This window comes from Paenibacillus sp. OT2-17 (assembly GCF_009827695.1).
In the GTDB taxonomy this organism is placed as follows: Bacteria; Bacillota; Bacilli; order Paenibacillales; family Paenibacillaceae; genus Paenibacillus; species Paenibacillus polymyxa_B.
In genome coordinates this window covers 1-14,900 of sequence record NZ_WUDQ01000070.1, presented here as the reverse complement: position 1 = coordinate 14,900, position 14,900 = coordinate 1, and the positions used below count along the sequence as shown (strand labels likewise).

14 protein-coding genes and 2 pseudogenes are annotated in these 14,900 nt (G+C 46.3%); 5 read left to right on the top strand and 11 right to left on the bottom strand.

Annotated elements, in window-relative coordinates; genetic code table 11:
- Together GRP75_RS29680 and GRP75_RS11610 are read right to left on the bottom strand one after the other, a co-directional pair.
- A pseudogene (locus tag GRP75_RS29680) lies at window positions 1-114 on the bottom strand (oxidoreductase); the annotation flags it as partial.
- Window positions 115-153: 39 nt separating this feature from the next.
- Entirely contained in the window at window positions 154-612 is a 459-nt protein-coding gene (locus tag GRP75_RS11610; RefSeq protein WP_023990131.1) for a chemotaxis protein CheX, read from the bottom strand.
- A 429-nt stretch (window positions 613-1,041) separates the two neighbouring features.
- Here GRP75_RS11610 and GRP75_RS11605 point away from each other — a divergent pair, with 429 nt between their 5' ends.
- The 4 genes from GRP75_RS11605 to GRP75_RS11590 all read left to right on the top strand — a co-directional run bounded on the left by GRP75_RS11605 (window position 1,042) and on the right by GRP75_RS11590 (window position 4,651).
- The gene (locus tag GRP75_RS11605) at window positions 1,042-1,944 is read left to right on the top strand and encodes a LysR family transcriptional regulator (protein ID WP_023990132.1); all 903 of its coding nucleotides are present in this window, start codon (window positions 1,042-1,044) and stop codon (window positions 1,942-1,944) included.
- A gap of 60 nt (window positions 1,945-2,004) precedes the next feature.
- Window positions 2,005-2,814, top strand: a complete 810-nt coding sequence (locus GRP75_RS11600; RefSeq protein WP_134904612.1) for a histidinol-phosphatase — start codon at window positions 2,005-2,007, stop codon at window positions 2,812-2,814.
- A gap of 153 nt (window positions 2,815-2,967) precedes the next feature.
- Complete coding sequence (locus GRP75_RS11595; RefSeq protein ID WP_160789380.1) at window positions 2,968-3,708, top strand: GTP pyrophosphokinase; 741 nt, start codon at window positions 2,968-2,970, stop codon at window positions 3,706-3,708.
- Window positions 3,709-4,078: 370 nt separating this feature from the next.
- Window positions 4,079-4,651: a TetR/AcrR family transcriptional regulator gene (locus GRP75_RS11590; protein WP_160789379.1), complete on the top strand. Its 573-nt coding sequence runs from the start codon at window positions 4,079-4,081 to the stop codon at window positions 4,649-4,651.
- 104 nt (window positions 4,652-4,755) lie between these two features.
- On the opposite strand, the gene GRP75_RS11585 is transcribed toward GRP75_RS11590, so the two are convergent.
- Together GRP75_RS11585 and GRP75_RS11580 are read right to left on the bottom strand one after the other, a co-directional pair.
- A complete protein-coding gene (locus GRP75_RS11585) occupies window positions 4,756-7,008 on the bottom strand; it encodes a CDC48 family AAA ATPase (protein WP_202404098.1) in 2,253 nt (750 codons plus the stop codon).
- Between the two features lie 39 nt (window positions 7,009-7,047).
- Window positions 7,048-7,797 (bottom strand): hypothetical protein, encoded by a 750-nt coding sequence (locus GRP75_RS11580; protein WP_202404097.1) that lies wholly within the window; start codon window positions 7,795-7,797, stop codon window positions 7,048-7,050.
- 318 nt (window positions 7,798-8,115) lie between these two features.
- Here GRP75_RS11580 and GRP75_RS29675 point away from each other — a divergent pair, with 318 nt between their 5' ends.
- Window positions 8,116-8,340 (top strand): hypothetical protein, encoded by a 225-nt coding sequence (locus GRP75_RS29675; protein ID WP_237448995.1) that lies wholly within the window; start codon window positions 8,116-8,118, stop codon window positions 8,338-8,340.
- 177 nt (window positions 8,341-8,517) lie between these two features.
- Here the strand turns inward: GRP75_RS29675 and GRP75_RS11570 are convergent, their stop codons facing one another.
- The 7 genes and pseudogenes from GRP75_RS11570 to GRP75_RS11540 form a co-directional block, all read right to left on the bottom strand.
- Window positions 8,518-9,126: a GNAT family N-acetyltransferase gene (locus GRP75_RS11570; protein WP_160789378.1), complete on the bottom strand. Its 609-nt coding sequence runs from the start codon at window positions 9,124-9,126 to the stop codon at window positions 8,518-8,520.
- 51 nt (window positions 9,127-9,177) lie between these two features.
- Entirely contained in the window at window positions 9,178-9,918 is a 741-nt protein-coding gene (locus GRP75_RS11565; protein ID WP_023990140.1) for a metallophosphoesterase family protein, read from the bottom strand.
- Between the two features lie 105 nt (window positions 9,919-10,023).
- Window positions 10,024-10,968, bottom strand: coding sequence for a metallophosphoesterase (locus GRP75_RS11560; protein ID WP_076295555.1), 945 nt, complete (start codon window positions 10,966-10,968; stop codon window positions 10,024-10,026).
- Window positions 10,969-11,033: 65 nt separating this feature from the next.
- Window positions 11,034-11,843 carry an AAC(3) family N-acetyltransferase gene (locus GRP75_RS11555; RefSeq protein WP_160789381.1) on the bottom strand — a complete coding sequence of 270 codons (810 nt, stop codon included), beginning with the start codon at window positions 11,841-11,843 and terminating at the stop codon, window positions 11,034-11,036.
- Between the two features lie 172 nt (window positions 11,844-12,015).
- Window positions 12,016-12,783, bottom strand: coding sequence for a succinate dehydrogenase iron-sulfur subunit (gene sdhB / locus GRP75_RS11550; protein ID WP_023990143.1), 768 nt, complete (start codon window positions 12,781-12,783; stop codon window positions 12,016-12,018).
- Window positions 12,784-12,802: 19 nt separating this feature from the next.
- Window positions 12,803-14,548: a succinate dehydrogenase flavoprotein subunit gene (gene sdhA, locus GRP75_RS11545; RefSeq protein ID WP_160789377.1), complete on the bottom strand. Its 1,746-nt coding sequence runs from the start codon at window positions 14,546-14,548 to the stop codon at window positions 12,803-12,805.
- A gap of 93 nt (window positions 14,549-14,641) precedes the next feature.
- Window positions 14,642-14,900: pseudogene (locus tag GRP75_RS11540) on the bottom strand (succinate dehydrogenase); the annotation flags it as partial.

Sequence of the window (14,900 nt, the reverse complement as noted above, 5' to 3'; positions counted from 1 at the left end):
GCGTGCTGTTAAAATAGGAATCGCGCCCTTTTCGCTTAACAACTGAGCGCAAAGGGCTCCAATCCCACTAGATGCACCTGTAATCACAACTATCTTGTCCTGTAGTATACTCACGGTCATCCCTCCACATTAAGGAAACTTGCTCCTTTAATATTAAGAGATCATCACCTGAATATCCAGCTCGCCGATTCCTTCCACCGTGAGCGGAATATAAAGGGCACGCTGAGGCACAAAAGTGGTCAAGTTTTCTGATTTCATGACCTGCGGAGGCGTAATATCCACGACAATTCCCTGATTGGACAAAATCGTACTGGCATTACCACTAATCATATTGCCCAATTCTGAAATTGCGCTTTTTCCCATCTCATCAATTTCAGTCAACACAAATCCGCCCATCATCGCTGATACCATACGTAGCGCCACCTGTTCATTCAGGCCGAACACAATATTTCCGCTAAGCTGTCCGGTCATCCCGATCATAATCCAGATGTGGTCGTCCACCAGCTCGACATTTTTCACACCAAGATTTCCGGGTGAAGGAGATACTTGGATCAATTGTTCAATGACCCGTCGCGCCGACTCCAAAAAAGGATTTATCACTTCTGCCTTCACGATCAAAGCGCCCCTTTACGATGGGCTTTTAGACATACAACAAAAGTCCCATTTAAATTAGAATTTTTTAATTAAATATTACTGTAAAACGCATCGATCCTCAACAAAATGCTCTCTCTATCACTTATCGACAGCTGCCCGGTAATTTTTTATAGCTAAACCACAAAAAATGTGAATAATGTCCTATATCTTTGCTTATTACCGGTTTTAGACTGATTATTTTTGAAGGATATCAGGACTTTAGTCTTTATTTCCCAATATACCACACTTTAAGGTGCTCTGCTTCGATTCATTGCCCTTCCTGCTCGAATAACCTATAATTTAATGAAATAAAGCATAACGACGGTTTTACATATGAACCTATGGATTGGCTAAAAATATTCATTCTATACAGCTGCGACAAGATTAAGAAAAGAGAGGAGGAACTTCATGAACATCAGTCAACTTGAAACACTTATCATGATTTCCAAAACAATGAGCTTCCGCAAAGCCGGAGAACTTCTCAATTTGACGCAGCCGGCGGTGTCCGCCCAAATTAAAAGTCTAGAGGATGAGTTCAAAACCATTCTGATTGACCGCAATCAGCCCGTCACCCTGACCGACCGGGGAGCTGTTTTTTTGGAACACGCCGAGCGCATATTGGAGGTTGTTGAGGAATTAAGACAAAAATTGTACGATCTAAACGAAACACCGCAGGGTCACATTGCGCTGGGTACCACAACATCCATCGCTATTCAAATTTTACCGCGCGTGCTTTCCTACTTTCAGGATCAGTTCCCTCTCATCAAAACCTCCATTCAATCCATGGCTTCCTCAATGATTTATCAGCAGGTGGAGAACGGACTTATTGATGTTGGCATCGGCTATCTGATCGAACGTAATCCCAATTTAAGCACTTCGGTTCTGTATTACGATTCCTTCGAGCTAGTCGTGTCTCCTACTCATCCGCTGGCCTCACAACCACATGCTACCATTGAAGCCCTTCGGGAAATTCCGCTTATTCTGCTCTCTCCCGATACGGTGGGACGAAAATTCGTGGACGATGTATTTAAAAAGCACCAAATCGTACCTCATGTCGTGATCGAGTTGTCCAGCAGTGAGGAAGTCAAACGGATGGTCGAAATTAATCTCGGTGCTGCCATTATTTCTAGACTATCGGTCACTTCTGAACTGCGTGCAGGCACATTAAAAATGATCCATATTCCCGAGCTGGAAGTTAGTCATCCGGTAGGAGTGATTTATAAATCCGGCCGATATCTAAACTCAGCCATGCAGCAATTTTTAAGTGATCTGAAGGGGATGCCGGAGACCAATTTTACCAGTTCTGAATAACGTAATTCACTATGAACACCATACGAATTATAAACCCTGATTACGAAAGGAAGACAGGCTATGAAATTTGATCTGCACACCCATCATTTCCGCTGCGGTCATGCAGACGGAAACATTCGAGATTACATTGAAGCAGGCATTCAGTCGGGCTTACAAGCGATTGGTATTTCGGACCATTCCCCTTTCCTGGGCAGCGAACAGGATCAGGCTTTTCCTAAAATTTATATGGCTAAGTCACAGCTTGCTGAATACGTAGAAGAGGTACAACAGCTTAAAAAGGAATACGAAGGCCGTATTGACGTGCTCCTCGGATTGGAAACAGATTATTTTCCTGATTTCGCTGAATTATATCGTTCCACTCTGGCTCCTTATCCATTTGATTACCTAATTGGGTCGATTCACAATGTCGAAGGGGATAGCATTTTTAACCGTAACCGTTGGAACAAATTAAGCGACGCTCGTAAAATTGAGGTCAAACAAGCCTACTATGCGCTCATTCAGGAATCTGCGCGAAGTGGCATGTTTCAGATTTTGGGTCATATTGACGCAATGAAGGGGAACTTCCCTGCTTTTTCAGACATTCCTGCCGATACAGCCATTGATGAAACCTTGCGGGTAATTGCGGAATCCAATGTGGCGATTGAAATTAACACTTCGGGTAAAACCAAGCTGAGTGGCGGATGGTACCCGTCTGCTTCTATTTTAGAAAGAGCGCACCATTTTGGTGTGGAGGTCACTTTTGGTTCGGATGCCCATAAGCCTTCGCGGGTAGGCGATGATTGGGAAGAAGTAAAGGCAATGCTGAAGGATATCGGCTTCCGGGAATGGGTCTATTTTAAAGAAAAACGTAAAATTCCTGTGGCGCTTTAAAATTTAAGGTGGGAATTACCGCTCAAAATCATTTGAGCTTACGATCGCTACTGCAATGGGATTGTTGGGAATTGTAATTTATATGGTGATAATTCCATTGCAAAGGCGAACGCTTAGCAAGATTATGACATCTATGTGTGAGGAGAATTACATATGCACTTGGAAGATCCTATGGACAAGATCAAAAAGCTAAAGCATGACATCACGCGATTTATGCTAATCTATAAATTTGCGCTGGACGAAATGGAAACCAAGATTGAAATATTAAAACAGGAATTTCAAGCATTGCACGATTACAGCCCTATTGAGCATACCAAATCACGCCTTAAATCTCCTGAGAGCATCATGAACAAAATGCTTCGTAAAAATAGCGAGTTATCCCTGGATGCTGTCAAAAATCATATTAAGGATATCGCCGGCTTACGTATTACTTGCTCTTTTATTTCTGACATTTATGATGTCAGTAACATGCTTCAGAGACAAAGTGACTTGAAGGTACTGGAAATTAAGGATTACATCAAGAATCCCAAACCAAACGGTTATCAGAGCCTGCATTTGCTGATACAAGTTCCTGTATTCATGTCGGACTGTGAGGAACTAGTCTGCGTAGAAGTGCAAATTCGAACCATTGCGATGGATATTTGGGCCAGTCTGGAGCATAAAATCTTTTATAAGTACAACCAGTCCGTTCCCGAAAGTCTGACACGTGAATTAAAGAACGCAGCAGATTCCGCTAATGCGCTCGATCTTCAAATGGAGCGACTGCATCGTGAAATTAAGGAGATTAAAGACGCTAGAGGTGAAGAGGACTCCATAGAGGAGCTTCGGAAGATTATGATTAATAATCAGCAAATTACGGTGCCGGCCAATTTTTTGAAGCTTCTAGGGGAATAAATGGATAGGCTTCGACGGTGATCCACCGCTATGCGAATGATTTGATCTTACAATCGCTGTTGCAACGGGATTTTCTGGATTATATAAGCCCTTTAAAGGGTAGAATCCCATTGCAAAGGCGAACGCTTGCGCTTCTCCAGATTCAAATCCTTGCTCAGCTGCCAATCGCCTCTTAGCTCTCTTAAGCATATTCCCCCCCTATAAAATCGATTTTCAATAAGCATCTGCAGGCTGATCCAATCACCTTTAAGTGTCTTTAGAAACAGTTTAACTTCTTGTTGGTTGCCGCTATGGATAATTGACAGGGTTAGAATAAAATTTTATACTTTTCTTGCACGGACGACCGAATTTAAATGAAGGGGATTTCTACATGACTGAGGGAGGAAATGGTACATCTGATAAAATACTCGCTGCTGCATTTAAATGTATATCTGCCAAAGGTTATGCTAACGTTTCCATGCGTGATATAGCTGAAGAAGCAGGCGTAGTATTAAGTCAATTAAATTATTACTTCAATAATAAAGAAGGATTATTCAAGGAGCTTCTTAAATCTGTAAAGCAAGAATATTTGAATAATATCGAAAATAAATTACAGAACATAGACACGACTTCAGAAAAGGTATCCTTTTTGGTTGAGTACTGCCAGGAATTGATCAAGGAAAACACGGATCTATACCGTTTGCTACTAGATTTCTTTAATATGGCCATGTGGTCCACATCATTTAACAAAGAGTTAAGCGCCTTTTTTAAGGAAGTTTCGGATGTGATTGGAAAGTACATTGCCAGTGATTATTCGATCAATGAGAATGTACAAGCTTCTCCCAAATTAATCACTCGAATGGTTATTGGCTCGATATTCGGCATTTCCATTCAATATATATTAGACCCGGATGACGAGAAGGTTTTAGATGGCTTGAATATTATTCATGCCGTCATTAAATAACTTTTTACAGAAAGCGTTAAGCCAAATGAGGCCATGTTACGTTCCATTGCAGGGACGAAAGCATGGCCTTTTGGATTGGAGCATATTGACTTTTAAACGTTGGCTTATTCTAAAATCGTCTTGCTGACGAACTTGCCTAAGCCCCTAAGGGCAGTATCAAAATGACGTTGCTCAATATGAAAACGTGAGAACCGTTTTTCGGGATACTGCTCAATAGATTCCTTAATCGCAAGCATAGCTGACCGCTGACAAAGCGCCTCCAGATCAGCCCCTATCATTCCCTCGGTTACTTTGGCAAGACTAGCAAACGAAACATCCTCCCCCAGTGCCCGCCCTTGGCAACGTACCTGAAGAATAGACAACCGTGTATCATAATCAGGAATAGGTAGTTCAACAATAAAGTCAAAGCGTCCAGGTCTGAGCAAGGCCTTATCTAATAGATCCGGACGGTTGGTGGCTGCAAGTATTAACACCCCCTGCAAGTCCTCTATATTGTCCATTTCCAAAAGAAATTGGCCGACCATACGCTCACTCACCTGTGAACCTCCATCCCCTTTACCACGTGCGGGAACGATAGCATCAATTTCGTCGAAGAAAATGATCGAAGGTGCAGACTGACGGGCTTTTTTAAAAATCTCACGAATTCCTCGTTCCGATTCACCCACCCATTTAGAGAGCAGCTCAGGTCCCTTCACTGAAATAAAATTCACTTCACTCTCCGTCGCTACAGCTTTAGCCATCAATGTTTTGCCCGTCCCTGGAGCACCTGTGAGAAGAATACCTTTGGGGGGTCTTGTATGAGCATACTCAAAACGATCACTGTATTTCAAGGGCAGTTCCACCGCTTCGCGGAGAATATCCTTTACTTCCTCCAAACCACCAATGTCCTGCCATCTCACATCCACAACTTCGGTTGAAACCTGCCGGATCGTTGAAAGTTCAATCTCATTCAAAGCCATATCAAAATGCTTCATGCTGACCTTAATATCGGCAAGTTGCTCACCTGAAAGCTGGGAGTGAATAAAATCAATGCGGGGCATAGCCTCACGAATGCACACCATAACAGCCTCGCGGCATAGTGCAGCAAGATCAGCACCCAGAAAACCATGCGTCATTGCGGCTACCCGTTCCATATGGACATCATCAGCCAACAGCATTTTCCGAGTGTGAATATTCAGGATCTCAAGCCGCCCTTCCTTGTCTGGAGAATTTATACCAATTTCCCGATCAAATCGACCCGGACGCCGCAGCGCAGGATCAACATTGTTAGGAAGATTAGTAGCCGCAATAACAATGATCCTACCACGCGATGTAAGGCCATCCATGAGGGCAAGAAGCTGGGCGACCACCCGTTTTTCCATATCACCGAGCACGGTATCCCGATTAGGAGCCAACGCATCAATTTCATCGAAAAAGATGATCGCTGCCGAATGCTCCTGCGCATCCTCGAAGATTCTCCGTAGCATTTGCTCCGACTCACCATAATGTTGCTGAATGATCTCAGGGCCGTTGACATGGATAAAATAAACGCCTGATTCTTGAGCAACCGTCCGGGCAATGAGCGTTTTGCCACACCCCGGAGGGCCATACAAAAGCAATCCTCTGGGGGGATCGACACCCAACTGCTCAAATAACTGAGGATAGCGCAATGGAAGCTCCACCATTTCCCGAACTCTGGAAACCTCCTTGCTAAGTCCACCTATATCCTCATAGGAAATCGTTGCCCCTTGCGCACGTAACTTAGTCCCACCTATGATGGATATTACTGTTGAATCATTAAACACAACAACCCCCTCAGGAACCGTTTCTACAACTTTAAAATCAAATGAACGACCAAAAAGCTCCACACATATCCGTTCTCCCTTGAGTGTTGGCAATCCATCGACTACACGCCGATACTTCCGAATATCCTCTCCACTTTCCTGCTTTTCTTTTTCTCTTGGACGAATTTTTCTGATGAAGCGTGTGAAAAAGCCTTGGTCCTGATCCTCCTCTATAAAATAGGACTGGGTATGGGAGGATGGAATCAATGTAACGTAACGAGCCGGTGTATGAGTTACCTTGGTAACATGTACCTGTTCACCGATATCCACTCCAACATTTTTCCGCAGAATACCGTCCATCTGAATCTCTCCTTCCCCGGCATCCAGCTCCGAGAGTTTGAGGAGAGCAACATTTTGACGCTTGCCTGTGACAACAACGATATCCCCATGGCTCAGACCCAAACGGACCATATCTGCCTGATTCATACGGACAATACCGTGCCCTTCATTTTTCGTGCGATCCTCTATAACACATAACATGTATGGTTTAACCGGCGTAACTTGGACGAATTCAGGCTCCATTTGTAAGTTCATATCATAACACCTTCACTCTATTAATTTCATAGCTGCCGCTTAGTCAAAATGCTGGTGGCTCACGGCTTGCCCAATGCCTGGCGCAGAGGTAACTTTAGCCCTCTTTAAATCCTTAGCCATATAGTAGCTGACTACAAATGTGAACAAACCATATGAAATAAAGGCAACGTGGTAAGACCAGTAACCATTGAGCGCAAATATGCCTTCTTTAAAATAGGGTAAAAAGGTGAGGGGCAGAAAGGAAACTCCAGTGAATATCGACAAGTAAGCAGTCCAGCGAGGCATAATAGCAGGTTTTTTCTTATCCAAAAATATAAACAAAGCAATAGCAAAGGATTGAATCGTCGTAATCATGTATGTCATATCGTAAGTATACCAGCCTATAAAGTGAACAGCCTTAATCAGCTCTGGATCTGCTGTTCCCGCCATTTCAGCACACCAAACCCAAAGCACCGGGCCAAAGGAGAGCACCCAAGCAGTCAACAGCCCCCCCGTGAGATTCAACAACGACAAGATCGGTGTCTTCTCCCTTTTCCACATTTGTACCGTCAATTGACAGGACCAGGTGAGATAAAACATCCCAAAAAAAGTAGATAAGGATTGCCCTAATAAAATAGTATCGCGGTGCGGGAAATAAAAGTTTGCCACAAGCTCTGCTCCAGTGAACTTCGGATCTGGCGGCGGATAGTTATGTCCCAATATCACCCAGGTAAAACCATAGAAAATGACAAAAGCCGCTCCAGACCACGCACACCACGCTTGAATTCGGTTAACCATACGTTCGTTCACAGTTCTCTCTCCTCTCGGTATAACAGGTAAATCATTTTTGCTGTCCAACAATTAATTCGGACGTACGACCTAATATCAAAAATACAAGATCGTACTAATGATGTCAATACTTAATCTTGAGTACATATTGAGCTGCTAAAACAACCTGTCTAGGTAACTCCCACATCTTTATTCTCACTCTTCTTGGTTTTCAATCATATAACGTGCTGAAAGATCTGTTTGTCCAGTCGTAAAATTGGGTTATTATCGTTTCGTACCCTTTGGGATCATTATTTCGTCTACCTTAACAAAACTAATTCCTAGAGGAGTGATCAACGTATGAGAAAAATACTGGTGCTGGGTGAAACGGCTGCTGGAGGAATCCGAAAACTCCGTTACGATCCTCACACGAGGACAAACAAGCGATCGTTCGGTGACTGTGTTCAACGGATCTGTGCAGATCGTACCGATTCGAAAGCGCTGGCAGAGGGGTATTCGTTTCTTTCCCTACATGAATGGCTTCCAGAGCTGGTAGCCAGCTTGAACCGTTCCTATGAATCATAGGAATCGCCAGTAATCGTAGGTAGCTGCAATAGAAACACAAAAAAAGAGGACCCGAATCATCGGGCCCAGCAACATATATTATTCAAAAGGGGGTCATGTCTGTATTGTACCCGTCCTGTGTTAGAGTTGTTTTGCAGTTATATTTCATCTTTGTAACAAAATATTCCATTGTCATTTCTACGCATAATCCCCTCGGGTCATCGAAAATACCAATACACTCGGTACCTCGCCTGAGGGATCATAAGCACCAATTGTACGCAGCAGGCGCATCTTATTTTTAATAAGCACGCGCATGGAAGCCTGATTATCCTCTTGGCAACGACTTTCGATCCGCTTGAGCTTCAGAGATCCGAAACCAAAATTCAGCATTTCTCCTACCATTTCTGTAGCCAGCCCCTGTCCCCAAAAAGGACGATCCAAAATATAGCCCAATTGCGCCTCACCCGTTCTTTCATTCCATTGCTGAAAAGAGACGATACCGAGCAACGGTGAGGAGGTAGGCTCATTGGACTCACCAAGTAAATTGCTTTCTCCTGTATTTCTCTGATGCCATTCCACCACAAAATGCAGGGAATCTAATGAATCAGCAGATACTTTAATTTGCGCAACCAGACGCCGCATTCGTGTATAGACTGGCTTGCGAATTCGATTCACATATTGGATCACCAATGGATCGGATAGGATCCGTTCCAGCGCGGGATAATCCTCCGCTCTTAACTGGCGCAATCGGACTCGACGGGTGTAAAGCTCCGGTAGCCCAAGACGAAGCATTTCTCTGGTCAGCACAGTGTTCCCTCCTGCGGATGGATTGGCTTTTAGAAATGAATGTTTCCATACTTAATCCAGGTCCTGAATCCCCCGATAAATTCCTGTGCGCAGCTCTCGAATATAATACGGCAAAGAAGGTACAGCAGCTTCCTCCGCTTGTTTTACCGCCAGTTCTATATCATAAGGTACACGTACAAAATGAATGGAGAAGGACGTAGGCTGCTCCTCTCCCATCTCCCCCTCTAAAATGCAGTAGGAAGCCTGCGTAACATCTAACGGATTCCCGACACTACCGACGTTAAAAAGTGTTTTTCCCTGAAAATGCTGGATAAAAGCATTGTGCACGTCACCATATCCCACGACATCCGGAGCAAAAACAACTTTTCCATTTTCTTCTGCTAACGGATCGAACATGGCAAGCCGTTTTTCCGGCTCATCCCATGGCTGCACACGGTGATATACACTTTGCGGCGAGGCATGCACCAGACGGATACGGCGTCCGCTCATTCTGAAATCATAATGAAACGGTAACTGTGCCAAATACTGCACTCGTTCTGCCCCCAAGCGTTCGGCTTGCCAGCTAAAATTGAGATCATCCGTAATACTAACCAGCTCATCCCAATTCCCCCGCACGACCACTTCACAACGTTGACGGACAGCATCCAGAACCTCGCACGGGCTAGGCCCTTTGCCGATCAGATCCCCCAAACAAAACACACGGCTAATGCCTCGGGAAGCAATATCCTCCAGCACCGCCTCACAGGCAGGCCAATTGCCATGAATATCTGAAATGACAGCAATACGATCCATCTGAACCTCACTCCTTTGTCCGAAACGACTACATCTCTACACTACATTCGAGCCATCTTTATGTAGTTCCAACATATATGATAAAGATGAAAAAAAGATCATGGCCTATTGGCCGGATTTTAACGTAATGACACTAAGCTCCGGTCTGCACAGCACGCGAATCGGCAGATGTGTCATGCCAATGCCTCGGCTGACATACAGCGGCATTCTCTCCGTTCCCACATGAAATAGTCCCTGGATGTACTTGCGTCCACCTGGAGGCGGCATCGGCGCTCCAATGACCGGCAAGCGTACCTGTCCTCCATGCGTATGCCCTGACAGTTGAAGATCAAAGGACATTTGCGCCGCCACATCTGCATAGTCCGGCTCATGCATCAGCAGGAGCTTGCACATCTCATCAGGTAGTCCGTGAATGGCACGCTGCGGATTGGGCTTGCCCATGATGTTATCCTCTAAACCGACCAAGGCTACACGCTGTCCCGCAAGCTCTACAATCGCATGCTCGTTTCTCAGCAACGTAAACCCGGTTTTCGGATACAATTCCTGTACTCCGGCTGGTAAGCCTCTATAATCATGATTGCCCAGAATAGCAAATTTGCCAAGTGTGGCGTGCATAGAAGCCATAACTGGAACAGCAGCCTTCATGGATACTGCATAGTCATCCACAATATCGCCTGTAAAACAGAGCAAATCTGGCTTCAGACCTGCTATACGGTCCGCAAGCTCGCGTAGATCCTGCTCATCCATGTGAAAACCCAAGTGCACATCACTAAAATGTACGACCCTGATTCCGTCAAAAGCAGACGGAAGACGAGGGAGAAACAAGTTGAAGCGTGTAATTTCCAAATGATTAGGCTCCCATAAGGAAGCATATCCCCCAGCCAGAAGCGCGGTTCCAGCTGTGGCTAAAGCCGCTTTTTTCAAAAAATGGCGGCGCGAAGGATTGGCTGGTTCATTTGAAATGGAACGCCGCGAAGAACCGGGAGGGATAGCGGACCCCTGATGCGGGCCATCCTGACTCTCGCGGCGGGTGTGCGGCGTCTTCTCCATATGCATTCCCCCCTGCAATCTATTCCTTGATCTCACTTTTTAGAAATTCTTACTGTCCAGAAGCTTTAGCGGTAGTTGGACAACCACTGCTCCGCATAGTCTACCAAATCACGTTGCCTCGCGAAAAAACATGAAGCCTCCCCAATGTTCACCCGCGTAAAGGCTGAGGGACAGTCCCGTTCAAAATCAAGTCCCAGCTTCTCAAAGTCATCTGAGGTAATATTAAAATCCTGAAAAGATACCCACGCTTTTGCTCCATCCACCATCATAGGAGCTTGATGCGTGATCACTTCTCGTCCATTATAGGCTGTTCGATATTCCGCCAAATGCAAGGACGTGTTGCTGTCATGTCCGCAGCCCAACAGCAGTACATAGGCATCTGCCTCATACAGCTTTGCCAAGGGCGAATGCTCACCCAGCCCAAAATCAAGCTCATGCGCCTCCAGCAAGTCTGAAGCAGCAGGTCCACGTGCCGCCAGAGAAACATGCGGATGCCCGCTGCGCTTGGTTCCCGGCAGACCACGGAACGTTTCTACAATGACGCCCATCCCTCCGGTCAGCGTCCAGACCGGATCATAAGCGGGCATTTCCTCGCGTACCAGTTCCCACCATGACTCATCCAGAGGTGGGTTCATCCAAGTCGAGGGATCAGTCAAGTCATGAGACTGTGTCGGCATTACCAGCGTCCCTTCCGGGCCAACCGCTTCGGTTAGCGCGGCAAGAATGGCCGAGGCCCCGCCTGGAACAAAGCGTCTAAAGCTGCGCATCGACGAGTGAACAAGCAATGTCATGCCGCTCTGAACTCCCAGATCCTGTAATCCCTTCATTACATCCGACCTAGTGACAGGTCGATTCGTTATCGGTTGCACAGTCACCTGTCCAGCCTCCTTTTCACCAAAAACGATACACAATACCATAATTATACCATAACTGCTATCCCGCGCTCCTTTCTCCATGTTACCCTCCATCATTCCTGAGCGCAAAAAAACAGGCTTTCTCCAGTTTGAGAAAAAGCCTGTTTGTGCATAACCTATTCGCTGTCTAGTGCTATACAGTCAGCCAGCGCTTGAACATATGCTTGGTCGTTTCCTTATTCATTTCGGCAATAGAAGTTGTCAACGGAATGCCTTTCGGGCAAGAGCGTACGCAGTTTTGCGAGTTCCCGCACCCTTCCAGCCCGTCGTCCGTCATCAACGCCTCCAGCCGCTCTTCCTGATTCATTTCCCCTGTCGGATGGCTGTTGAACAGGCGAACCTGAGAAATCGCCGCAGGTCCGATGAACGTCGTCTTCTCGTTGACGTTCGGGCAAGCTTCCAGACAGACACCGCAGGTCATGCACTTGGACAGCTCATACGCCCACTGACGCTTTTTCTCTGCCATTCTAGGACCAGGACCCAGATCGTAGGTACCGTCAATCGGAATCCACGCTTTGACCTTCTTGAGCGCATTAAACATCCGGCTGCGGTCGATGACCAAATCCCGAACTACCGGGAACGTGCTCATCGGCGCGATCGTAATTGGCTGCTCCAGCTTATCGACGAGCGCTGCACAGGCCTGACGCGGCTTGCCGTTAATCACCATGGAGCATGCTCCGCATACTTCCTCCAGGCAATTCGACTCCCAGCACACCGGAGCCGTCTCTTTACCGTGGCTGTCCACCGGGTTACGCTGAATTTCCATCAGCGCGCTAATCACATTCATCCCCGGACGATAAGCCAATTCGAATTCTTCCGTATAGGAACTGGCTTTAGGATCAGCTTGACGGGTCACAACGAACTTCACTGTTTTATTCGACTTCACTGCTTGCTCCGACATCTAAATACACTCCCTTCCGTTATTTGTTCTTGGAATAATCCCGAATACGCGGCTTGATCAGCGAAACATCCACCGCTTCATACGAGATTTGTGGTCCTTCCGGTGTCCAGTCCGCAATCGTCGTTTTCAGGAAATCCTCATCGTTGCGATCCGGGAAGTCTGGTTTGTAATGGGCCCCGCGGCTTTCGTTGCGCAATAGCGCACCTTTGGTCATCGCTTCGGCCAGCTCCATCATATTCCACAGTTGCCGTGTAAACGCCGCACCCGCATTGTTCCAGCGCGAAGCGTCATTGATGTTAATGTTAGAGTAACGCTCCTTCAGCTCCTTGATCTTGTGGATCGTAGCTTCCAGCTTGTCATTATAACGAACCACAGTCATGTTGTTCGTCATCCACTCGCCCAGCTCTTTATGAAGAACATAAGCATTTTCTTTTCCGTCCATATGCAAAATACCCTCATACTTCTCCGTCTGCTGATTAACTGCCGCATCAAATACGGAAGTAGCTATATCCCGTGCAGATTTTTTCAAGCCTTTGATATATTCCACAGCCTTAGGTCCAGCTACCATCCCGCCGTAAATGGCTGACAGCAACGAGTTCGCACCCAAACGGTTCGCACCGTGATATTGGAATTCACACTCACCAGCCGCGAACAAGCCCGGTATATTCGTCATCTGATTGTAATCGACCCACATGCCGCCCATTGAATAATGAACAGCCGGGAATATTTTCATCGGGATTTTGCGCGGATCGTCACCGACGAATTTTTCATAGATTTCAATAATGCCGCCCAGCTTTACATCCAGCTCTTTCGGGTCCTTGTGGGACAGATCGAGGTAGACCATGTTCTCGCCATTAATACCCAGTCCATCATCAACGCATACACTGAATATTTCACGTGTTGCAATATCGCGAGGGACCAGATTTCCGTAAGCCGGATACTTTTCTTCGAGGAAATACCATGGCTTACCGTCCTTATACGTCCAAATACGACCGCCTTCTCCCCGTGCCGACTCGGACATGAGACGCAGCTTGTCATCCCCTGGTATAGCCGTCGGATGAATCTGGATAAACTCACCGTTCGCATAGCGTACGCCTTGCTGATACACCGCACCAGCAGCTGTGCCCGTATTAATGACGGAATTCGTGGTTTTACCGAAAATAATCCCGGGGCCACCAGACGCCAAAATAACTGCATCTGCTGCAAAAGTCTTCACTTCCATCGTACGCAAATCCTGCCCGCAAATCCCTCGACAGATGCCTTCATCATCCAGTACAGCCTGTAAAAACTCCCAATTTTCATACTTGGTCACCAAACCAGCAGATTCCCAGCGCCGTACCTGCTCATCGAGAGCGTACAGAAGCTGCTGTCCTGTCGTCGCACCAGCAAAGGCGGTCCGATGATGCTGGGTACCGCCGAAGCGGCGGAAGTCCAGCAGTCCTTCCGGTGTCCGGTTAAACATGACGCCCATGCGGTCCATGAGATGAATGATCCCTGGAGCCGCTTCGCACATCGCTTTTACCGGAGGCTGGTTGGCCAGAAAGTCCCCGCCATAGACCGAATCATCAAAGTGAATCCAGGGTGAGTCTCCCTCACCCTTGGTATTTACCGCACCATTGATGCCGCCTTGAGCACAAACGGAGTGGGACCTTTTGACCGGAACCAAAGAAAATAAATGAACGTGAACTCCCGCCTCTGCCGCCTTGATCGTAGCCATTAGACCTGCCAGACCGCCGCCCACGACAATAATGTTGGATGCTGCCATTTCTGCTCACTCCTTTTTTTCAGGATTTTAACCAAATCCCCTTTTACGTTTAAAAATAGAATCTCAACACGATGTATAATGGATATGACTCATTTACAGTAGCTGTTTAAAAGCGCTGCATTGCACCAAGGCAGTTGCCGTTTCCTGAAATTCCGCGCTGCGGAATGCAAGCAGGGAAGCGATGAAGCCGATAGACACCACCACGAACAGGGTCATACAGATATAAGAAGATACTTTTTGCGCACGCGGTCCCACAGTAATCCCCCAACTGACCATAAATGCCCACAGTCCGTTAGCAAAGTGAAAGGATGCCGAAACGACACTGCTTAAATACAAAATGAAATAAACAGGG

Bases quoted from the DNA above. Each gene is read 5' to 3' on its own strand.
- GRP75_RS11605 (WP_023990132.1), top strand. From the start codon at position 1,042: ATGAACATCAGTCAACTTGAAACACTTATCATGATTTCCAAAACAATG.
- GRP75_RS11600 (WP_134904612.1), top strand. From the start codon at position 2,005: ATGAAATTTGATCTGCACACCCATCATTTCCGCTGCGGTCATGCAGAC.
- GRP75_RS11595 (WP_160789380.1), top strand. From the start codon at position 2,968: ATGCACTTGGAAGATCCTATGGACAAGATCAAAAAGCTAAAGCATGAC.
- GRP75_RS11590 (WP_160789379.1), top strand. From the start codon at position 4,079: ATGACTGAGGGAGGAAATGGTACATCTGATAAAATACTCGCTGCTGCA.
- GRP75_RS11585 (WP_202404098.1), bottom strand. From the start codon at position 7,008: ATGAACTTACAAATGGAGCCTGAATTCGTCCAAGTTACGCCGGTTAAA.
- GRP75_RS29675 (WP_237448995.1), top strand. From the start codon at position 8,116: ATGAGAAAAATACTGGTGCTGGGTGAAACGGCTGCTGGAGGAATCCGA.
- GRP75_RS11565 (WP_023990140.1), bottom strand. From the start codon at position 9,918: ATGGATCGTATTGCTGTCATTTCAGATATTCATGGCAATTGGCCTGCC.
- GRP75_RS11560 (WP_076295555.1), bottom strand. From the start codon at position 10,968: ATGGAGAAGACGCCGCACACCCGCCGCGAGAGTCAGGATGGCCCGCAT.
- sdhB (WP_023990143.1), bottom strand. From the start codon at position 12,783: ATGTCGGAGCAAGCAGTGAAGTCGAATAAAACAGTGAAGTTCGTTGTG.
- sdhA (WP_160789377.1), bottom strand. From the start codon at position 14,548: ATGGCAGCATCCAACATTATTGTCGTGGGCGGCGGTCTGGCAGGTCTA.